The organism is Propionispira raffinosivorans DSM 20765 (assembly GCF_000381065.1).
Classification (GTDB): Bacteria; Bacillota; Negativicutes; order Selenomonadales; family Selenomonadaceae; genus Propionispira; species Propionispira raffinosivorans.
Window position 1 is genome coordinate 86,742 of sequence record NZ_KB905850.1, and the last position, 22,790, is coordinate 109,531.

At 38.9% G+C, this 22,790-nt stretch carries 19 protein-coding genes; 3 read left to right on the forward strand and 16 right to left on the reverse strand.

Annotated elements, in window-relative coordinates:
- The first annotated feature begins 188 nt into the window (after positions 1-188).
- Entirely contained in the window at positions 189-1,772 is a 1,584-nt protein-coding gene (locus F606_RS0110855) for a WG repeat-containing protein (RefSeq protein ID WP_019553911.1), read from the forward strand.
- A gap of 118 nt (positions 1,773-1,890) precedes the next feature.
- Here the strand turns inward: F606_RS0110855 and F606_RS0110860 are convergent, their stop codons facing one another.
- From F606_RS0110860 to F606_RS0110915, 12 genes are all read right to left on the reverse strand, one after another.
- Positions 1,891-2,334 carry a YaiI/YqxD family protein gene (locus F606_RS0110860; RefSeq protein WP_019553912.1) on the reverse strand — a complete coding sequence of 148 codons (444 nt, stop codon included), beginning with the start codon at positions 2,332-2,334 and terminating at the stop codon, positions 1,891-1,893.
- A 104-nt stretch (positions 2,335-2,438) separates the two neighbouring features.
- Positions 2,439-3,746 (reverse strand): 4-aminobutyrate--2-oxoglutarate transaminase, encoded by a 1,308-nt coding sequence (gene gabT, locus F606_RS0110865; RefSeq protein ID WP_019553913.1) that lies wholly within the window; start codon positions 3,744-3,746, stop codon positions 2,439-2,441.
- Between the two features lie 164 nt (positions 3,747-3,910).
- Positions 3,911-5,170 (reverse strand): PucR family transcriptional regulator, encoded by a 1,260-nt coding sequence (locus tag F606_RS0110870; RefSeq protein WP_019553914.1) that lies wholly within the window; start codon positions 5,168-5,170, stop codon positions 3,911-3,913.
- A gap of 278 nt (positions 5,171-5,448) precedes the next feature.
- The gene (locus tag F606_RS0110875; RefSeq protein ID WP_019553915.1) at positions 5,449-6,864 is read right to left on the reverse strand and encodes an aldehyde dehydrogenase family protein; all 1,416 of its coding nucleotides are present in this window, start codon (positions 6,862-6,864) and stop codon (positions 5,449-5,451) included.
- 212 nt (positions 6,865-7,076) lie between these two features.
- Entirely contained in the window at positions 7,077-7,766 is a 690-nt protein-coding gene (locus tag F606_RS22325; RefSeq protein WP_019553916.1) for an energy transducer TonB, read from the reverse strand.
- Positions 7,767-7,772: 6 nt separating this feature from the next.
- Entirely contained in the window at positions 7,773-8,183 is a 411-nt protein-coding gene (locus F606_RS0110885) for an ExbD/TolR family protein (RefSeq protein ID WP_019553917.1), read from the reverse strand.
- Positions 8,170-8,817 carry a MotA/TolQ/ExbB proton channel family protein gene (locus tag F606_RS21000; RefSeq protein WP_071595049.1) on the reverse strand — a complete coding sequence of 216 codons (648 nt, stop codon included), beginning with the start codon at positions 8,815-8,817 and terminating at the stop codon, positions 8,170-8,172. Before F606_RS21000 ends, F606_RS0110885 begins: the two co-directional genes overlap by 14 nt.
- Before the next feature lie 71 nt (positions 8,818-8,888).
- Entirely contained in the window at positions 8,889-10,820 is a 1,932-nt protein-coding gene (locus F606_RS0110895) for a TonB-dependent receptor plug domain-containing protein (protein ID WP_019553919.1), read from the reverse strand.
- The gene (locus F606_RS0110900) at positions 10,810-11,001 is read right to left on the reverse strand and encodes a hypothetical protein (protein WP_019553920.1); all 192 of its coding nucleotides are present in this window, start codon (positions 10,999-11,001) and stop codon (positions 10,810-10,812) included. Before F606_RS0110900 ends, F606_RS0110895 begins: the two co-directional genes overlap by 11 nt.
- A 93-nt stretch (positions 11,002-11,094) precedes the next feature.
- Positions 11,095-12,123 (reverse strand): ABC transporter substrate-binding protein, encoded by a 1,029-nt coding sequence (locus F606_RS21005; protein ID WP_019553921.1) that lies wholly within the window; start codon positions 12,121-12,123, stop codon positions 11,095-11,097.
- Positions 12,123-12,908 carry an ABC transporter ATP-binding protein gene (locus F606_RS0110910; protein WP_019553922.1) on the reverse strand — a complete coding sequence of 262 codons (786 nt, stop codon included), beginning with the start codon at positions 12,906-12,908 and terminating at the stop codon, positions 12,123-12,125. Before F606_RS0110910 ends, F606_RS21005 begins: the two co-directional genes overlap by 1 nt.
- 11 nt (positions 12,909-12,919) lie before the next feature.
- Positions 12,920-13,936: a FecCD family ABC transporter permease gene (locus F606_RS0110915; RefSeq protein WP_033368330.1), complete on the reverse strand. Its 1,017-nt coding sequence runs from the start codon at positions 13,934-13,936 to the stop codon at positions 12,920-12,922.
- Between the two features lie 246 nt (positions 13,937-14,182).
- On the opposite strand from F606_RS0110915, the gene F606_RS0110920 reads away from it, so the two are divergent.
- Together F606_RS0110920 and F606_RS0110925 are read left to right on the forward strand one after the other, a co-directional pair.
- Positions 14,183-14,854, forward strand: coding sequence for a PDZ domain-containing protein (locus F606_RS0110920; RefSeq protein ID WP_019553924.1), 672 nt, complete (start codon positions 14,183-14,185; stop codon positions 14,852-14,854).
- Positions 14,855-15,041: 187 nt separating this feature from the next.
- Positions 15,042-16,703, forward strand: a complete 1,662-nt coding sequence (locus tag F606_RS0110925; RefSeq protein WP_019553925.1) for a ribonuclease J — start codon at positions 15,042-15,044, stop codon at positions 16,701-16,703.
- 71 nt (positions 16,704-16,774) lie between these two features.
- On the opposite strand, the gene F606_RS0110930 is transcribed toward F606_RS0110925, so the two are convergent.
- The 4 genes from F606_RS0110930 to F606_RS0110945 all read right to left on the reverse strand — a co-directional run bounded on the left by F606_RS0110930 (position 16,775) and on the right by F606_RS0110945 (position 22,557).
- A complete protein-coding gene (locus tag F606_RS0110930) occupies positions 16,775-18,493 on the reverse strand; it encodes a methyl-accepting chemotaxis protein (protein WP_019553926.1) in 1,719 nt (572 codons plus the stop codon).
- 310 nt (positions 18,494-18,803) lie between these two features.
- A complete protein-coding gene (locus F606_RS0110935) occupies positions 18,804-19,964 on the reverse strand; it encodes an iron-containing alcohol dehydrogenase (RefSeq protein ID WP_019553927.1) in 1,161 nt (386 codons plus the stop codon).
- Between the two features lie 199 nt (positions 19,965-20,163).
- Positions 20,164-21,837 carry a methyl-accepting chemotaxis protein gene (locus F606_RS0110940; RefSeq protein WP_019553928.1) on the reverse strand — a complete coding sequence of 558 codons (1,674 nt, stop codon included), beginning with the start codon at positions 21,835-21,837 and terminating at the stop codon, positions 20,164-20,166.
- A 114-nt stretch (positions 21,838-21,951) separates the two neighbouring features.
- Positions 21,952-22,557: a LysE/ArgO family amino acid transporter gene (locus F606_RS0110945; RefSeq protein WP_019553929.1), complete on the reverse strand. Its 606-nt coding sequence runs from the start codon at positions 22,555-22,557 to the stop codon at positions 21,952-21,954.
- Positions 22,558-22,790: the final 233 nt, after the last annotated feature.

The window sequence follows — 22,790 nt, forward strand, 5'->3', positions numbered from 1 at the left end:
TATTATTTTTAAAATAACATCCATTGCCTGCTATGTCAATCCAAATAATGCAAAAAGACCATTATAAAAAAGATAGCCGTTCGCCAAAAGCAAGACCAAAGTCTTATCTTTTAATATCAACAGGGGTTTTATTTCTCAATACCGAATATATATAAATTGGAATACATAAATTATAAGGAGTGAATTTTTTGATTTTTAGATTTAAAACCCACACAGCAATCTTATTATTATCAATTTTTTTTGCTATTTCAGCCCACGTTTCGGTACATGCTAATGAATTAAGCGGTGCCAGTTCATCCATTCCAACAAGCGATACAGTTATCAATGAAAAGCCCTTATTGCTTGAAGTAAAACAAAAAGGCAAATATGGATGTATTGATAAATCAGGGACTTTTGTTCTACAACCAGTATTTGATGATTTAACTTTCCATTCCCAGCAACAACTTATCATTGCTAAACAAAAAGGAAATTACGGTGTTTTTAATCGATTAGGTAATCCTATTTTACCAATCATATTCAATGGAGTTACAATCAACGACAATGGTTATATCACCGTAACAAAAGATAAAAAGGTTGGCATCTTCACTATCGAGGGAAGACCTGTCCTTCCAGTCGAATTTGATGAATATCTTGGTTTTTCCGAAAATCTTTTCTTAGTCAAAAAAAATAAAACCTATCAATATTATGACACCTCAGGAAAATTGGCATTTGACTCCAACTTTACTAATGCAACAAACTTTTCCGAAGGATTGGCTGGAGTAGGACTAGGAAACAAATATGGGTTCATCAACCCACAAGGGCAACTCGTTATTCCATGCCAATATTCGAGTACCTCCAACTTTTCTGAAGGTTTAGCTGCCATCCAGACAAAAAATCGCTGGGGTTTTATCGACAAAACCGGAGCCCTGCAAATTGAGGAAAAATTTAAAAATTTTGAAGCAGACTTTCATGACGGTCTAGCTCTTATGAGTGATAAAGGTAAATATCAATACATTGATCACAAAGGTTCCATTGTTTTTTCAGCCCCTTATGAATATGCTTATCCTTTTAATGAAGGCGTAGCTGAAATCCGCATCACAAAAAGCAGTTTTTCCTGGGGCGGTTTAATCAGTACAGCAATAAGTGCTACCACTGGTGCCTATACAACAGATGAAGACCGGAATTTATCGCAGACAAAATTAAAGCGCGGTTTTATTGATAAAACTGGCACACAAATCATTCCTACAAAATATGATTTTGTTGATATTTTTCAAGATGACTTAGCTATGGTCATCATTAAACATAAAAGTGGTTTTGCCAATCGCAAAGGTGAATTGGTAATCCCATCAGACTATCAAAGTCTTTCCCTTTTTGCCGATGGTTTGTCTATGGCCGAAAAAGATGATAAATGGACTTTTATCGACAAAAAGAATCAGCCGTTAACACCCTTTAAATTTGACGGAGTCACGCCTTTCGCGTCTGGTATAGCTGCTGTAAAAATTGCTGACAAATGGGGATACATAAACCGTTCTGGACAGCAAATCATCCCAGCAAAATTTGAAACAGCTCAAACCTTCAGCGAAAACATTGCCGTTGTGAAATATAACCAGGGCTGGGGCGCAATTGATCCAACTGGACACTTTGTAATTCCTGTAAACTTAGATTATCAGGATTTACAATCTTTTCAGAACGGCTCAGCCTGTATTAAAATCAAAGGAAAATGGGGCCTAATTGATAGAACCGCAAAAATCGTCATTGATCCACAATATGATTCTATTACTCCCTTCATTTAAACCATATACTTAAAATAAAAAAATCGAGATCAACGCGCCTTACATCGCCTTGATCTCGATTTTTTTATAACATTCTTGATTATTTTTGAAAAACATTAACCAAAATGCTGTACATTTTTCAGTTTAAACAGCCGTTCTCCAATATTTTCACTAAAGCCGCCTGAAACCGTTCATCATCGTGTACGGTTCTTTTTTTAGGTCCTTTTGTTCGCCCGCCCCCACGACGTAATTTTGCTTTCACTTCACGTTCTTCCAATAAAAAATCCATTTTATTTACATCATAAGGAATGCCTGCCGGGCTCAGACAAGCCGCTTTTTTGCTTAAAACCATGGCTGCCAATCCCCAGTCCTGTGTAATCACAAGATCGTCTGCTTTCGTCATATTGATAATCTTTAAATCCGCTTCCTGCGAGGTATTATCGACCATTATATGATGATCATTGTCTATTTGATGGTCAAAGCTGGCAACAGTGTAGACTTCCCGTTTATACATCTGCCCAACTTGTTTACAGATTGTTAATACTGGTTTCGGACATGCATCCGCATCAATAATTATTTTCATGAAGCCCTCTACTTTATTTCATATTTTCAAAGACATACCAAAAATGCCCTTATTAATGATGTATTATACCATAAATAAAGGCATCCGTTACTTGAGCAAAACGATTAAACGTCTTTTGCTGCTTCTAAGATACTGTTTTCTATAATAGACAACCCACGGTCGAGTTGTTCATCTGTTGTAACAAGTGGAATCAAGAGGCGAAGTACATTGCCATAAATACCAGCATTAATCAAAATTAATTTTTGGTCGAGACATAATTTGATTACTTTTGCTGTGAGTTCTTTTGCCGGTTCTTTTGTCTTTTTATCTTTTACTAACTCAATACCAATCATGGCGCCAAGTCCTCTGACATCGCCAATAATCGGGCAGCTGTCTTGCAATGCTTTAAATTTCGTCAGAGTTTTTTCACCAATATCAAGGGCACGCTGACAAAGCTTTTGTTCTTGAATCATTTTAATAACTTCAACACCAGCTACACAAGCAAGTGGATTTCCACCATACGTGCCACCGATACTGCCACCACCTGGTGCATCCATAATTTCAGCTAGTCCCGTTACTGCGCTTAATGGAACCCCTGCAGCAATTGATTTTGCTGTAGTCATAAGATCCGGTTCAACATTCCAGTTTTCGATCGCAAACATTTTACCACTGCGGGCAAACCCGCTTTGTACTTCATCGGCAATAAAGAGAATATCATTTTTTTCACAAATTGTTTTAAGACCTGGTAAAAATTCTTTTGGCGGAATAATAAAACCGCCTTCCCCTTGTATCGGTTCAATAATCATTGCTGCAATTTCACTCGGATCCGCTGTTGCCGCAAAAAACTTATCAAATGCTTCTAGACAATGCATTCCACAGTCTGGATATGTGGAATGATATGGACAGCGATAACAATAAGACGCGGGAATTTTATATAAATCCGATGGAAATGGCCCAAATCCATACTTATAAGGTTTAACTTTACTAGTCAGCCCCATAGTAAGAGATGTCCGACCATGGAAACAACATTCAAACGAAATAATCCCTGTTTTCTTTTTTGCATGACGAGCTATTTTAATTGCATTTTCTACGGCTTCTGCTCCGCTATTCGCAAACATCGTTTTTTTCTTTGAAGTTCCTGGAGCAATGTCATTCATTTTTTCCGCAAGGTCGATATATGGTTCATACATCACAACTGAAAAAAAGGAATGCAATAATTTTTCCGCTTGGTTTTGGATAGCTTTAACAACTGGTTTCGGACAATGGCCTACATTTAAAACACCAACTCCCGCAAAGAAATCAAGATATTCATTGTCTTCCATATCGGTAATTACAGCACCACTGGCTTTTTTGGCAAAGATCGGCGTCGAATTAGCTATACCACTAGGGACTGCCGCTTGTTTACGTTTCAATAGTTCTTCTGATTTTGACATATTTAGCCCTCCCCTGCACAAGCTCCAGAAAAGAGAAAAGCTGCCAAAAAGATACGAAATAATCTCTTTGGCAACTTTGCCCATCTTGCTTTATTTTCTAACTCATGCGATTGATTATACTTTTATTGTAGCAGACCTTTTGCCTCTAAGTCTATGTGCATTTATTACAATGTATGTGATATTTTTTCATACTTTTTCACATTATAGGTATTTCTATTATGTCCTCCGCCAATCTGTCTGGCGATAATGACGCCCAGTTGCAGCATCAGTCGATCATACGAATTTGCAAGTTTTTTACCGCTGACATCTTCAATTTTCTTAAGACGATAATCCAACGTATTGCGATGCACAAAAAGACGTTTTGATGTTTTAACAACATTGCCGTTTTCCTCAAAATATACAAACAGGCTGTTAACCAAATCCATTTTATAATGCTGATCATGTTCTTCAAGTGTTCCAATGATTTCTTCGCAATATGCTTGCAATTTTTCTAGTGGAATTTCAAATAAAAGTTTATAGATACCTAACGATTCATAGGTGTACACGCATTGTTTGGTTGCTAATGATTCCGCAAACCACAAAGCTTTATTCGCTTGCAAATAACTTTCCCGTATATTTTGCAAAGACGGGGCTGGGCTGCCAATACCAGCGGCCACGTTCAAAGCAGTAAAATGTTCACCTAACTGATCAACTAAAAGCTGGACAATACTACGATTTTTCTTTTCGTCTTGCACATTTTCCGGCAGCAAAAATAAAACTTTGTCCATCCATAAAGTCAAAAGGATTTTTTGTCCGCTCATAACAAAAAAATCACGCACAAACTGTTCCAGTTGTGTTTTGATCAAAACAAAATTATGTTTTGCATTCTTACGAGTGAGTTTCTGTTCCGTCAATAAAATTGCACTGATCACAACGACTTGCTGTGATTGCGATAAATCATAGCCATAAACAGCTGCATGCTCCATCAATTCCGGTTCGGCTGCTACAGGTTTTAACAAAAGTTGTTCAAAAAAACTGCTAATGGAATGTTTTTCGGTTTGCTGCATCACAATATAACTGCAAATTTCCTGCATAACACCTACCAGCTTTACTTTCCATGGCAGAGTAAACAAGGGAAAGTTAGCCGCCTCAGCAATAGTTACAACATCATCCGGCACACTTTCAATATAAGGACCGAGATTGATAACCATACCGGCCAGTTTTTTATCAATTAAGCCTTGTACCAGCCTTTTCAATTCTTCCGGTTTACCTTGCAGCCCAATCCCCGTGATAATCAACAGCTCGCCGCCCTGAACCCAAGGCAGAACATCTGGTAAGTCTATAAAATGAACCCAGCGAACGAGTCGATCCAGCCCTTGTGCTCCAGCAACAATCTGAACTTCCGCCATACTATGGAGTTTAATGACCTCTTGACAACTGACCATAAAAATTGCCTCCTTATTTTAAAACGAAAAAAAGACCGCTCATATAAATGAGCAGTCTTCTTTGACTTCAATTCGATACTGTAAGCATAACAAATATCGCACCATCGGTCAATATATAGAACGCATTAAACATTTTATATGACAATCGTCAGGAATGGGGTATAGGGCTCCGTGGGATTACGTAGGAAGCAAACGATCCCCTACCCATTCCTGGCAGACTGATAGATGGGCTGGAATTTCTTTAATGCGTTATATATATATATCTTATCTTGAAGCTTCTAAAAATTAAGTACAATCAATTTTTCTTCCGTCATTTCACGCACAGCATATTCCGGGCCTTCACGACCAATTCCACTTTCTTTAACCCCACCATACGGCATATTATCCGTACGGAATGTTGCCCCATCATTGATAATGACTCCACCAACTTCAATTTTTTCCGCACAAAGATGAGCAATTGCCAAAGAATTTGTAAAAACACCCGCCTGTAGACCATACACCGAATCATTCACTGCGACAATAGCTTCATTAATATCTGTATACGGTACAATCACAAATACTGGTGCAAAAATTTCATTACAAACTACTTTCATATCGGCTTGAACATTCGTCAAAATCGTCGGTTCGAGATATGAGTGGGTACGTTTACCGCCAGTTAAGAGCTTAGCACCCGCTGCAACTGCTTCTTGAATCCATTCTTCCGCACGGATTGCTTCTTTTTCGTTGATCATCGGACCCAGTTCCGTAGTGTCGGCCAATGGATCACCACTAACAACAGCCTTGGCTGCTGAAACAGCCGCTGCGCAAAAAGCATTATAGATCGCCTGATGCACATATACTCGCTGACAAGAAATGCAAACCTGTCCTGCATTTGTAAATGCATACTTGGCACAAAGTTGTCCAGTTTTAACTGGATCGGCATCACCATGAACGATATTCGCTGAATTAGAACCAAGTTCCAGTGCGACACGACGCAGCCCCGCATTTTTATGCAGCATTTTCCCCACGGCTGCACTACCAGTAAAACTATAAAAATTAATACGTTCATCAGCCGTAAGCAAATCACCAAGTTTACTGCCTGATCCCATAACAAGATTCAAGTAGCCCGCCGGAAGACCTGCCTTTTCAAAGATTTCACATAAAATAACAGCCGAAAGTGAAGTTGCCGTTGCTGGTTTGTAAAGCACTGAATTGCCCGCAGCCAATGCTGGACCGATTTTATGACAAGCCAAATTCAAGGGAAAATTAAATGGTGTAATTGCACAAACAATCCCAATCGGCACTCGTTTTGTATAGGCAATACGACTGCCACAACCAGGTGCACCAGCAAGAGGAACCATTTCCCCTGTCATTCGTTTAGCTTGTTCCGCTGATAATAATAAAGTCTGGATACCACGCTTCACTTCACCGCGTGCATCTTGAATCGGCTTCCCCACCTCAATCGATAATGCCCTTGCCATTTTTTCGCTATCAGACTCTAAAAGATTTGCTGCTTTCATCAAAACTTCATAACGTCGATACGGTTCCATTGGTATTTTAAGCGCCTGTTGTGCAGCATCCACCGCAGCTGTGACTTCTTTTGCTCCAGCCACCGAAAGCATTACAGCCGTTTCATTTGTATATTTATTGACCAGAGGCGTTGCTTCTTCTGTCAAAATCCATTTACCAGCAATAAACAGTCCATATTTTTCCATTCTAAATCCTCCCTTACCTTGTGGTAAACAATTAATGAAATAAAAAAGACTGCTTGCCAAAACAAACAGTCAACATTGACTCATTAATCGAATACTATCATAACTTTAGATTAACAAACTTATCTGATCCGGTCAACCTACTTTTATCATAATATATAACAATAATATACGATTTTATTCGTAAAATATTACATAGATAATCAAAGCCGGATTCACTTTAAACCAAAAGTAATTGGCATCGCCGCATAGCAGCCTACGGATTGTCCATCTGCTCGCTTTGCTGGGATAAATAGCCAATTTTGCATTGCACGGACTGCTGCAACATCCATTGCTTCATAACCTGAAGATACAGCAACTTCAACAGAGCCAACACTTCCATCCGTATGAATCTGAACACGCAGGCGAACTCGACCTTCTATTCCACGATTTTTCAAATCAGGCGGATACACAGGTTCTACCATACTCAAAACGACTGGTTTTTGTATAACCCCATTAACCTCTGCTCCCATATTAGAAGAAGAATTGGAACTGCTTGCAGATTCGGGGCCGTCTCCAGAAACTGCTGTCGACTCAACCGCTCCAATCGCCCCTTTGACAACAACAGCTTGACGTGGCTGTTCTCCATCTGCTTTTACGGCCTCCGCTGCATGTGCTGTTGCTTGCAAACTCGCCTTTGCTGCTGACAAATTTTGCTTGGAAGTCATTGTGTTTTTCGTATTAAGTTCTGCCTGTTTCACGGGAACTATATCCTGCTGTGCACCTAACTCAAGTTCCATGTATTCTTCTGGTACTGGTGGAACCGAAATTTCAGGTAAAACCAACAACAAAAGCACCGCGATGCCCACGTGGCAAGCCAACGAAACTCCAAATGCCTTTTTCCACTTCCAGCGTTCCTTTTCCATATAAAATTACCTCACTTTACGTTCTGTAGCAATCGAAATATGTTGTGCCCCTGCTGCTTTCATTTCATCAAGCACCTGAATTACATCCCCGTAGTCTACCATTTTATCGGCACGTAAAATAAAAATTTGGTTATCGTTTTTCCCCATTGCCATTGCGATGTGCTTCCCTAATAGTTCCAGTGGGATTTTCTCTTCATCGATAAGCACCACTGCATCTTTGGACACCGTGACATTCATGCTTTTTGGTTTTTCCTGCTGTGCATAAGCGGATTGTGGCAGTTGAACTGGAATGGAATGCTGCTCAACCATATAAAGTGTACTAATCATAAAAAATACCAAGAGAAAAAACATGATGTCAATCATCGGAATAATCATCAATTCTGGTGCTTTTTCTATTCGCATACTACGCAGCTTCATGATTAACTCCTTTTTCATCCGTAACATTAGGCAAATTCTTTTCAACTTCACCCGCAATCTGTTCAAGATCGGTAATAAAACCATCTAGCCGATACGAAAAATAACTATGTCCCAAAAGGGCTAAAACAGCCACACTCAAACCCGTTGCTGTAGCAATTAAGGCTTCACCGACTCCGCCGGTAATCGCCATTGGCTGCCCACTTTCAAGACTGAATACGCTGAAGGACTGTATCATCCCCACTACCGTTCCCAACAAACCAAATAAGGGTGACAACGTAACGACTGTACTTAAAATAGACAACCCTTTACGCAAATGCGCCACGGCAAGCTGCGCTGAACTTTCCATAGCGGTTGTAATATTGCGACCCATTTTTTGCGCATCGAATGCGGCAATCACAATTTTATGCGCCGGTTTTGCCGAAACACTACAGCTTTGATAAATCGCTTCATACTCTTTATTTTGAAAACCACTTACAATATATTCACTAAAACCTGCTACATCCAAGTCCATTTTTCTATAGTAAACAAAACGCTCCACCAAAATCGTCACAACAACCAACGATGATAAAATCAACAAATACATAACCGGTCCACCTTTGTGAAACCAGCTCATTGCCTCTATCAAAAAATCCATATCTGCCTCGCTTCTTTCTTTTTTATATTTAGCTATATTAAAATAACAATATGTCATACTGTTGCATTTACTTAGAATTTACGTTCTACACCAAAAACAAAATATCGCCCTGGCATCGCATAAGCACCACGGCCAACCGACGAACTCAAAATTTCATAACCTTCATTTGTTAAATTATAGCCCTTAATATAAGCCTTGGTTTTATCATTAAATTGATATCCTACATTAAGATTAACCGTAGTATAAGAAGTATCCGTATATACTTTAGTGTTACGCCCTGTAACTTGCTGCGTTGTTAAATCCGCATTCCATTTGTCTTGCGTATATTGAATGCCTATTGAATATCCGTTGGGACGACTATTATATATATAGTCCGTATATTGTCCATTATCACCAGCATTTTTTTCAATCTGAGAATATGAATAACCTGTATTCAATGACCACCGATCTGAGAATTTATGTGTAGTATTTAACTCCAAACCGCGACGCTTTTCGCGATTGATATTGTAATAAACTGTTTTACTAATATTCGTATCCCATACCCAATCAAGTGCGTTATCTAATTTACTGCTGTAAATACTAGCCTGAACATTCGTTTTTTTATCGATTTGCGAATTTAAGCCCAATGTGACAGTTTCGGACTTTTCTTGTTTCAAATTAGGATTTCCAATCCAATAAGGCGAATTTGCATAACGCTGCTTCAATGTAGGGTTATTGATTGCCTGTCCCCACGATAAATAAGCATTTGTCTGTGGTGATAAGACTTTATTGATGGCAACATGTGATGTGAAATCACCACCAAAATCACTATGATTTTCATAGCGTGTTCCAAAATTCAACGACCAGCCATCAATTAAAGTCCAATGATCTTCTGCATAAATCGATGTCATATGAGCCCCACGTTGAAAAATTGCACCAGAATTTGTTTCATTAATATCTTCACTAATATATTCTGCACCACCAATAAGGGCATTTTTATTATTAAGTTTCCAACTTTTTTGCCATTGCGTTCCCAATGTAGTCAAATCATGCTCATAGGGCGCACCAGCAAACGATGTATCAGACTTTTCGTTATTACGATAAAGTCGCAGATAATCGCCAGCACCAGAAGAACTCCCTTCCTTCCACGTATATGTCAATGCAAAATTGAGATCTGTTGTCTGCAGTGGAGTCCCATCACCATAGACAGTCGGAATTTCGGGGTTTGTTAAATAAAGACCATGTCCGTCATTTTGTTTTGACCGTTCAAGTTCAAATGACAGGGTATCCGCACCGAAAGATTTATCCAGACGTAAACTTTCATATTCTTTATCAATATTACTGTAGGGGAATTCTTTTTCATGTCCTGTTACAGCATTTTTATAATCATAATTGTCGCGTTTTTGTTTGTCGTAGGAAAATAAATAACGGACATCATCGTCTCCACCTTGTGTCGTCAATGTATAACGTTGCGAGTTCCATGTCCCAAATTCTGTATTAACAGTTGTCGATGCAGCAGCCACTGGTTTTTTTGTAATAATATTAATAACACCGCCTACTGCATTGCTACCATAAAGAGCCGAATTTGGACCACGGACAATTTCGATACGTTCGATATTTTTCACGGGTAAACTATCAATATTAATTGCGTTATCATCGCCACTCACCACAAGATGGGACCAATTCATTTTTCGACCATTTACCAAAACCAACACTCTACTATCTCCGTTAAGTACTGGATAAGAAGCAAAACTTGTCGTACTCATATTCACATTATTGGAGCGAAGAACATCTGATACCGTGCTGTAATTGCCTCGTTCAATTGTTGCCTGATCAATTACTGTAACAGCCGCTGCAACCTCATTTGCTTTCACAGGCATACGGTTTGCGGTTACCACATATTCTTCCATATCAAAAATCTTGTCATCGTTCACTATTTCAGCAGCAAAACCCTGACTCGCAAAGCCAATCGACATTGCTCCCAAAACCAAACCGGTCAAAATTTTTCGTTTCTTATATATCATATTTGCTATCTCCTTCATAGTGGTTTACTTCCATATCAATACTCTGTTCGACAATTTCTCGTGCCATTTTCGCATAATCCTCGGGAGAAACATAGTCGTTATTGACTATGCATAATAAATAGGACATCATATAAATCGCAAAAAAAGCGAATATTCCTGTACCAACAATTTTCTTTTTCAAATCTGCGCCTCCTCGTATAATAAGTTTTGTAAACTATGTAAAATTCCCAAGCAATACACGACTTTGATTATCATTATCAGTTAAGGTTGAAAATTAATTACCTGAGAATTTGTTTGGATACAATTCATGTGCTATTTTTTCCACAACATATACCGCACGACTATTACAATTATTTGCGTCATTAAATGGTATATTGATAATATTTCGATTTTGAATTGCCCGAAGTGAGCGCAGCTCTATTTTATTTTGTAATTCATGAATCGCTTCTGCGTCGGTAAGGTCTTTGCCGGTTTCCATACTAGAGGAAACATAAATAATATAATCTGGATCATATGCCAAAATCCGTTCTGGTCCTACAAAAGAAATTTGCTCCTGCACAAGATTTTCAGCTTCCGCCTTCTGGACGAGGTCATTAATAAGGTAATTTTCACCATATAAAGAGTACGTACCATTTCCATGAGATTGTAAAATCAATATTTTCTTAGGACTTGCCATTTGACCAAGTTTATCCTTTACCACTTGGATTCTTGCTTTCGATTGAGCAATTAAAAGCATCGCTTTTTCTTGGATTCCAAAAATTCTCCCCATATCATCCATAAATGGATATACTGAATTTTCTACAGTTGGTTGCTGATTTGGCAAAGTTCCCGGCACAATGTAAGTGCCAATTTTATGTTCATGCCAATTTTGTACATCCCCCATCTCATTATCTGTAAAATTATGAGCCCAGCCAATAATAAGATCTGGCTGCATATCATAAATCTCTTCTTGCGATGGAATATAGACCGCCTCCAGTAATGGAAGCTTGGCATAAGCATTCGCCACAGTTCGCGGTGCAGCGCCATAAGGCTCAACCGTACCAATAATATGTGCATCCATTTCCAGTTCCAGCAAAAGTTCAGTCGCTCCAGGATATGTTATTAAAACTCGTTTTGGTGCTGACAGATACGTGTACACAGACGATCTTTGCAATGCATCATAATTTTCTATTTTTACAGGAAACCCGTTTTCCACGACTGGATCAATCGCCTCCATTTCTATTGAAGAAGCACAGCCTGTTAAAAACAAAAAACCAAAGCCTATGAAAAAAACACTTACTTTTATCTGTCGCGACCAGCCCATCAGTTGTACCCCATCGCTAAATCAAGCGGACGATAAACAATTGAAACGCACTTCGTTCTTAAATCCACGTCAACATGGCAGTCAATGTTATAGACATCACGAATTAAATCTTCCGTTAATACATCCACTGGCATTCCTGCAGCAACGATTTTTCCATCTTTCAATACGTACAATTTATCGCAATACATAGCCGCCAAATTCAAATCATGTAAAGCCGCTAAAATGCCAATACCTAATGATTTGACTGTTCCCAAAAGCTGCAATTGATATTTAATATCTAAATGATTCGTCGGCTCATCCAAAATTAAAAATTTGGGTTGCTGTGTTAATGTTCTGGCTAAAATAACACGTTGTTTTTCTCCACCTGAAAGAGTCAAAAAACTGCGATTGATTGATTCCGTCATGCCAACTTTTGCAATTGCTGCTAACGCAATCAAACGATCCTGCTCGTTATCTGTACTCAACATTTTTTTATGAGGTGTACGCCCCATCAAGACCATTTCCATAACTGTAAAATCAAAATTCACATTATTGAATTGCCCCACAACTCCCATATTTTTAGCCGATGCGCCAATTCGCATTGACTGTATATTTTCACCTCCAAAGAAAATTTTGCCGCCACTTGGTTTGAGCACACGATACACTGTTTTTAGCAATGTAGATTTTCCACTACCGTTTGGTCCTATCATACCAACAAATTGTCCCGTTGCAACACCTAAAGAAACATCCTTAACAATTTTTTGGTGATCTAATGCTACACTAATATGTTCCAGTTTCAAATCCACAGTCACACCTCCTAGCTATTTCCAAAATTAAACGACTGTTGAAATAATAAATACATAAAAAATGGCGCGCCAATCAACGCAGTGATAATACCAATTGGCAGGTCGCCGCTTTTAAGCAGTACACGAGATAAAACATCAGCCCAAATTAAAAAAAAGCTGCCAGATAGTATCACGACCGGCATTAATTTGCGATGATCTGACCCTATCAGTGAGCGTACAATATGCGGTATTACCAAACCCACAAAACCAAAAACACCACAAGCTGAAACAATGATAGCGGTCAGCAGCGCCGTCAGAATCATATAAAATCGTCGCACACTTACCAAATCAATGCCTAACGTCAAAGCAGCCTCTTCACCAAGCAGCATGACATTAAGTTTTCTTGCCTGTGCAAGAAACAAAATACCTGCCAACCCTGTACCGACTGCTGGTAAAAACAAAGTACTCCACTTCGCTCCAGCAAAAGACCCCATGGTCCAAAACGTAACACTGCGCATGCCTTCCGCATTGTTTGACATATAAATTATAAAATTTGCTCCTGCACTCAGCAAAGCACTTACCACGGCGCCAGCTAATACCATCTTGACGGTCGACATTTGTCCTCGCAGTCCTGCTAAAAACATCACGAGCACGGTTGCCAGTATCGCTCCCCCAAAAGCCCAGATTGTCGTTCCCACGAAACCTCCGATACCGCCAATTAAAATAGCAATAACTGCACCGAATGAAGCCCCCGATGCAATACCCAAAATATAAGGTTCTGCCAGTGGGTTCTGCACCGAGGCTTGCATAACAGCCCCAGACATAGAAAGTGCTGCGCCCGCAATTGCAGCCATCAAAACACGAGGCAGCCGCAGCTCCCAGATAATATCAATATGGGATGGTTTCAAGTCTCCCATTATTTGCTGTCCAAATATTTTATGTGCCATAATATTATAGACCTCAAAGAGCGGAATTTTCACGGATCCAAGGCAAACCGCTACAAGCATTGATAGCAAAACCAACCCCAACAAAAAAATAATACCTATCATAAAAAAATAGTTTCGCCTGATTTTCATTTATCCTGTATTCGCCTCTTTCCTATTGCAAATGATAACGATACTCGTAATCATTATCGTTTGTAATTATAATATAGATAACCTATTGCGTCAACTTGATTTTTCTAAATATTTTTAGCAAAATATTCTATTATTTTCTTTCACTTTCGCTAACCGACAATGTATAATAAATCTAAAAAACGGTTCTTATTATTGGTTTCAATGAAGGAGTGTATGATTTTGAAAAAATACTGTTTCACTATATTGATAATACTGGCCCTAACAACAACCTGTTTTGCTCAAACCACTATTCCTTTTAACAAAGGACTCGTTGTGGATAATACTTTACAAGTCCTCGGCGTTAATCTTTTCGGACCAGCTTTCAAAGCCGGAATTAGACCCAACGACAAAATATTCAATACCAGCAAAGAATTGTTATACAGCCACACCGCTTATCGTGCCCATGAAACGATCGAACGTAAAAATAAAAATTATCAATGTTTTATTGTCCCTGAACAAATCGACCGCCCCACAACACAATCTGTATTTTTACTCGCAACGAATGGTTTGACCATACCTAAAATCCAGAATATCATCGCACAAAGTCCCGAGCTGCAAAAAATATTTCTTACCAAATCAATAGATGCGAACTGGGGAATTTTATATACAGTCGGAGAACTTGACCCAGAAAAAGCCCCCGCCTTGGATTACATTGTAACCGACAAACAACCCTCGCTTATTCGCTTAAAAACAGTCATGTTTTTTACCAGCGGTGAATTTAATACATTTCAGCTATTCCATATGGATATGACATTCGAAGCAAAAAACGGAACGGTTTGGGAAAAAGTCCCTTCCAGTGGGGTATTGGAACAACAATTTATTGAAAAAATAACAAGTGCCACCAATCTTTAATTGTCCACTTACTTTTAAGTTGCATATCTCCCCCGCTCAACCTTTTGTTGTCCTTTTAATATATGTATGTTACAATGTAAAGATTAATAATGGGCGGTTAATCTGTTGATTTTTACGGATCAGACAAACTATTTTGCATAGTTTTTTTATAAAATTTAGTATATATATTAAAGGAGGATTTATTCTGTTGGAACAAAAAAATAAATTACGTATTATCCCCTTAGGCGGTTTAGGTGAAATAGGGAAAAATATGACAGTCTTCGAATACGGTGAGGATATCGTGATATTAGACTGTGGTCTTGCTTTTCCTGATGATGATATGCTAGGAATTGATTTAGTTATTCCTGATATGACCTATGTATTGGAAAACAGAGAAAAAGTCCGTGCTGTTGTTTTAACACATGGACATGAAGATCATATCGGATCCTTATCGTATCTACTGCGAGAAATCAATGTCCCTATTTATGGAACCCGTTTAGCTCTAGGTCTTGTTGAAACAAGACTCAAAGAAAATCGGTTAGAAAATTATCACTTGATGCCAATTGAAGCTGGGGATGAAATCAAAGCCGGCATATTTGATATTGGTTTTATTCAAGGAAGTCATTCCATTCCAGATGCTTGTGGAATTTATTTAAAAACCCCAGTCGGAACAATTGTACACACTGGCGATTTTAAGATTGACCCAACCCCTGTCGATGGAAAACGCATTGATATTCACAAGTTTGCCCAACTTGGCAAAGCGGGGGTGCTCGCACTCTTAGCAGATAGTACAAACGCTGAACGTGAAGGTCATACCGGCTCTGAACTAGAAGTTTCGAATACCCTAGATCAAGAATTCAGCATTGCCCGAGGCCGCATAATTATGGCAACCTTTGCTTCCAATGTGTCACGTCTCCAACAGGCAGCGAATATTGCCTGTAAATATGGTCGCAAAATTGTCGTCTGTGGACGCAGTATGGTAAATGTAGTAAATATTTCCATGGATTTGGGTTATTTAACTATTCCTGAAGGAGTTCTCATCGAAGAAGATTTGATGCACAATTATGAGGATAAGCAGATTTTGATTCTTACAACAGGCAGTCAGGGTGAACCGATGGCAGGTTTAAGTCGTATGGCTAATAGGAACCACCGTCGCATAACAATCACACCTGGTGACACAATTCTAGTTGCCGCAACACCGATCCCAGGAAATGCAAGATCTGTTGGCAAAACCATTGATAACCTGCTGCGTTTGGGAGCTCATGTTGTTTATGAAAAAGAATCTGGGATTCATGTATCTGGACATGCCAGCCGTGATGAACTTCAACTCATGCTCAACCTCGTCCGTCCGAAATTTTTCTTGCCAGTACATGGTGAATATCGCATGTTGAAAAAGCATGGTGAACTTGCCGAAAAATTAGGTATTCCAAAGGAAAACATCCTATTGGGTGAAAATGGCTCGGTATTTGAATTTACTGAAGATACCGGCTGTATAAATGGTAAAGTAAAAGTTGGCAATATATTTGTTGATGGTCTTGGTGTCGGAGATGTCGGAAACATCGTCATTCGCGACCGTCAACAGCTCTCACAAGACGGTGTTTTAATTGTTGTCGTAACTTTAGATAAAGAAAGTAAACTTGTTAAATCAGGACCAGATTTAGTATCACGCGGCTTTGTTTATGTTCGTGATTCTGAAGCATTGATGCACGGTGCTCAACTAAAAATAAAAAATGTCCTTCATAATTGTGAAGTCAATCATATCAGTTCATGGACTACCATCAAAGTACAAATTCGTGAAGCATTAAATCAGTATTTAATTGAAAAAACTGGACGTCGTCCAATGATTTTACCAATTATTATGGAAGCATAAAACATAAAAAACGGCAAGCTGCATTTTGCATCTTGCCGTTTTTTTGATATTATATTTTATAAAATTCAATCCTAAACCTTGAATTTTTCGATAGATTTTTGTAAAGTTTCCGCATGCTCAGCTAGTTTCCGCGTACTATCAATCACTTCGTGAATTGTCGCCGTTGTTTCTTCACTCAAAGCTGCAACTTCCTCTGTTCCAGCGGCTGCTTTTTCTGCAACAATCGCAATTTGCTGAATTTCTTGTCCCGCGGTTTTGGCTTCTGTATTGATTATATTCGAGGTAGCCGAAATATCATTTACTTTGCTTTGAATATTTTCAATGGAATCTGAAATCTCATGAAAAAATTCAACAATTTTCGTCAAGCTTTGTTCTTCTTCTTCTACCGCTTGGTTGGCGAGTTCCATATGGGCTGCCGTTGAAGAAATACCATTTTCGACTTCACTCACAATCGTAATAACTTTACTGCCAGACAAGGCAACCTGTTCGGCTAATTTCCGGACCTCTTCGGCAACAACCGCAAATCCGCGGCCATGTTCACCAGCCCTTGCTGCTTCAATCGCAGCATTTAGCGATAACAAATTTGTTTGTTTCGCAATTTCTTGAATGACGGAAACAATCTCGCTGATTTCTTTGGATTTATTTGCCAAAGATAAAATAGAATCACCAATCTGTGTATAGACGACTTTATTGTTCACAATTTTAATTCCCTGATCTTTTACTAAATCTGAACCAATACGAACGGATTCCGTTGCCTTTTGTGCTAAATGTCCAGAAACGGCAATATCCTCATGAATCGATCCCAATCGATTGATGATTTCTTGAATCTGATCATTTGTATTCACACTCGCTTTTGCCTGTTCTACTGCCCCACCTGCCAGTTCCGTAATTGTCACTGCCGTGCGATCTGAGGCGATACTAATTTCTTCGGTTGAAGCAATCATCTTTTTCGATTCGCTAACCACCACTTCGCCCAGGCCCTTGGTGTCCGTAATCAATTGATGGACATTTGTTACAACATAGCTAAAAGAGTCAGCAATAATACCCAGTTCATCTTTTTGGTTCAAATTGATTTTTTTTGAAAAATCATAGCCAGCTAATTCTTCTAAATAGGCCAATATTTTATGGATGCTGCGATTAATTGGATAAATAATCAATGTAGATACCAATAGTATTGCAATTACAATAACAGCAAGTACCGCGAGCACAATTTTAAAAACAATGCCTTGTTTTATTTCCGTTAAATCATCGACATAAATCCCCGTGCCAATAACCCATTGCCAGGGTTCAAACCCTTTTACATAAGAAAATTTAGGCTGAGCTTTATCTTTACCAGGTTTTGGCCATTGATATTTTACCAAACCTTCTTTTTCCGTTTTCGCCACTTTGGCAAATTCCATAAAGATGGCTACACCATCTGGATCTTTAATGTCACTGATATTTTTCCCGTCCAGCTCCGGTTTCATGGGATGCATAATCATATTGGGCGTATAGTCATTAATCCAATAATATTCATCTCCCCCATAGCGTAAAGTACGAATTTCTTGCTTGGCTAAATCCTTGGCCTGACTTTCAGTTAAAATACCCTTCTGGGATTGTTCATAATAAAATTCTAGAATTTTATAGGATGTTTCGGTTAAATTTTGCAGTTTTACTTTTGCATCCGTTTCCAACGTATTCGTTATTACCGGAATGATATAAAAAGCTACCAAACTACTAAAAGAAAGCGTTAGGAAAACAATGATACCAATAATTTTTGTTGTAAGACGAAAATTTTTAAAAAGGTCCATATACACAATCCTCCTATATTTAAAATCTCCTATACAAGTCAGCCATCATACCTTACTGGAGCAAAAAAAGAGGTCATCCCTTCAAACATGTTCATACCTTGCACAAGCAAAAACACACTCTCGGATAACCTCTTACAAACTCAAATTCTATGTATCTATATAAAATTTTAATTCTCCAAAACTAATTCAAATCCTCTTATTTTTCATTTTTTTTAAATTATGGACACTCTTAAATTTCAAATCAATGCAAAAAATCCCTGTTAAAGAACTGCCTACCAGTTAGGCGTCTTTAGCAGGGATTTCCGATTTTCTATAGACTCAATTCTAAGATTTTTCTTGTTACAGCCGGGGTAACAAGGCTTTTTTCACCTAACTTAACCATTTGATGCGACTCTAGGCTGGCAAGGATTTTATCAATTACTTCTCGCCCTAGTCCATAATCAGAAAAATGGGTTTTGTTCCCCATAATGGCAAAGAAATTTCTGGTCCGCTCAATAATGAGCATAATTTTATCGTCAATTGGAATATCACCGGTAATATGCCAGATGCGTTCACCGTATTGAAGCAGTTTATCCGATTTTTCTACCTGCATGACTTGCATGACTGACGGCAGAATGATAGCTAGTGTCTGTGCGTGGTCCAGCCCGTACAAAGCCGTTATTTCGTGACCAATCATATGAGTCGCCCAATCTTGCGGCACCCCACTGCCAATAAGTCCATTGAGGGCCATGGTTGCACTCCACATAATATTGGCCCGCACATCATAATTTTCTGGTTCTTGCAAAGCTTTCGGGCCTTCCTCAATCAAGGTAAGCAAAAGCCCTTCGGCAAAACGGTCCTGTACTTTTGCAGCTACGGGATAGGTCAAATATTGTTCCATAACATGGACATAGGCATCCACGACGCCATTGGCTATCTGCCGAGTTGGCAGCGTATACGTATAAACAGGATCTAAAACAGAAAACTTCGGATAAACAGCGGGGCTCGCAAAGGCTAATTTTGCCTGTAATGATTTTCTGGTAATTACGCCGCCATTATTCATTTCGGACCCCGTTGCCGGCAAAGTCAGCACCGTCCCAAAAGGGAGTGCTTCTTTTATAGCAAGACCATCCGTAATAAAGGTCCACGGATCAGCCTGAACAAACGGAACAGCTGCTGCGATAAATTTTGTACCATCAATAACTGAACCGCCGCCAACAGCCAAAAGAAAATCATATTTTTCAGCACGAATCAGTTCAACCGCTTTCATCAACGTTTCGTAAACCGGATTTGGTTCGATTCCACCAAATTCGCCAATTGTAAAGTCTTTTAAAACGGTTTTGATTTCGTCTAAAAGACCAGTTTTTTTCGCACTCCCACCGCCATACGTAATAAGGACCTTACTACCGGCTGGGATTTCATGGGACAGTTTAATAACTTCCCCTTTGCCAAAAATAATCTTTGTTGGATTCATAAATTGAAAGTTTTGCATAAAAACAACTCCTTCGATTTTTTAATAAACGATTTTATCGGCACAATGGCATTTCAGACTACAAAATAGCTACATAAGCCTATTTTCATTATACGTTTGGTGATATTGCTTGTCAATTAAACATACATACAAAAAGCCAAAGGACCTGATAAAAAAAACAGACCTTTGACTTTTTATATGCACGAAAATAAATAACTTTTTAAACCGTAAATGCACGGACAATATCTTTAAGTTTTTCGGCCATTTTCGCCAAACCTTGACTACTAATAGAAATTTCTTCGGTGGATGCCGACTGTTCTTGTGTCGAAGCGGATACCATGTGCGTTTGGTTAACGGTTATTTTCGTAACGGTTTCTACTTTGCCAACTAAATCAACAATATTTTGACCGCCATCCGCGAGTCGCTGCATCGTATCTGAAATTTCCTGAACTTGCAATGAAACTTCATTCACTCTTTGTACAATATTTGTAAAGGATTGTCCGGCAGAAACAACAACTTCCGATCCCGTCTGTACTTCTTTGTTACCTGCTTCCATAGCACTAACAGCTTGTGTTGTTTCGGTTTGAATTGCCCCAATAAGTGTAGCAATTTGTTTTGCTGCCTCTTGTGATTCTTCCGCTAGTTTACGAACTTCTTCGGCTACAACTGAAAACCCACGCCCCTGTTCACCAGCTCGCGCTGCTTCAATAGCAGCATTTAACGCCAATAAATTCGTTTGATTGGCGATCGCAGAAATCGTTTCAATAATCTGTCCTATTTCTTTTGAACGATCTCCCAGTTTACGTACCAGTAAAGAAGAGTGTGTCACCGTTTGGTCGATGGACTGCATCTGCTTTATCGATGTTTCAATGTTTGCCAATCCAGCTTGTGCTACCATTTCTGTTTGCTGCGAATTATTGGCTACATTCGTCATTTTACCTGTTACCTCTTGAATCTGTAAACTCATTTGCCCCACCGTTTGACGCGTATGATCGACGACTTCCATCTGCCTCTGTGCACCCTCAGCCACTTCGACGATAATCTCAGCAACTTGATTTGCCGCCAGTGCCGACTGCTTTGAACTAGCTGTCAAATGCTGCGAAGCCTCTGCCACTTTTCCCGCAGATTCTTTTATATTAACTATCATGTTTTGTAATTTGCTAACTAGGTCGCCAAACGATCGGGTAAGCAATCCAATCTCATCGTTAGAAACATTTAATGTGGCAAAATTCAGATTGCCATTTTTCATATCTGCTGTAATCTTAAGAATAGGATTAACAATATTACGCGACAATACAAAGCCAAAGATCAGACCCGCCAAAATAAGTCCCAGCGATACTACTGTGACAATGATTCGAATACGCGTTGCATAAAGATCCGCCTTGCTTCGATTGACTGTGATTTCTTCTTTTTGAATTTGAATCAACGCATTAAATGTGCCTTCTAAATTTTTACGCAAAGAACGACCTTCTGTAAAGGATAGCCGCTGAGCTTCGGCTTTTTTACCCTGTCCATAAAGTTCCAGAACCTTCAAATTAAAAGCCGTAAATTCCGTGTGCGTCGTATCGAGCTTCATAAGCAGTTCTTTTTCTTGCTGCGTTTCCATAAGCGGCGCAAGCTGCGAAACAATTTGTTTGACCTTATCTGATTTAGTCAAAATTTCATCTTTAAATTCACTCTGCGCTGTTAACAGAAAGCCGCGTTCATCATTCGCCTGCCCTGTAAAATAATATTGGATTTCTCGCAAATTTAAAATCGTCGCATTGGAATTGTCAATAATATCTTCATAATTCGCACGAATCTGATTGAGTCCAACTAAAGAAATAATTGTAATGATTAAAATGAAAATTGCTATAAATGCATAACCGGCTATAATCTTGGTTTTTACTTTCAATGTGCTAGACCCCTTTCAACTAAGCCTCTTTGGTAAACGCCAGCAAGAATCCAATTTGCCGACAATACGCAAAAGCCTTCTATATATTATCGTAAAAGGAGTCTTAACTCAACCCTAAAAAGAAGAATACACTAAATAAATAGCGGTTACCCACATAAAGACCGCTGAAAACTTATTAATACAGCACAAAATCTTAGTGCTTTGACGTTGTCTGCCAATCATCCTGCCCGTGATGGCCAAACAAAAAAACCAGATCCATGAAATCAGAATACAAGCTGACGTAAACAAAATTTTATCCAGTCCATTGTAGTTTACCGAACTTGTACCGATTACACCGACAGTATCTATGATCGCATGTGGATTTAGCAAAGACACCGTAACAGCAAAACCAATCTGCTGTTTTGTCGAAAGAGCTTTAACCTCCTGATCGCTTACTGTAACGGTTTCATGCCAAATCAGCCAGCCCATAAAAAACAGAAAAATCACCCCCGCCCCAATGAAAAGCGTCTTTAGTAGGGCAAATTCCAAGACCAGCACCGAAACCCCATTCACGGCTACTAAAATAAGCAGCGTATCACAAATTCCAGCTGTAATTACAACTGGTACGACTCGAAAGAATGTTTTTTGCATAGCTCCTTGATTAAAGACAAATAAATTTTGTACACCTAAAGGTAAAATTAGTCCCATCGATAATATAATTCCATGTATAAATCCCGTCATTATTTTTCTCCTGACTTTTCTCTTCTAACTAAAATTAAAGAGTTACTACAGCACAGACCATGCCCTATATCCCATCCCTGACAGACTGATAAGCTGTATGTAATTTCTTTAATGCGTTATATATAGTATAAAAAATTTGGTATGTCAACACTTTATTAGACAGTTATTTTGAGGTGTGCACATTTGTAGTCTATTGGGCTTAAATAGCCTAATGTTGAATGAATTCTTTTGCT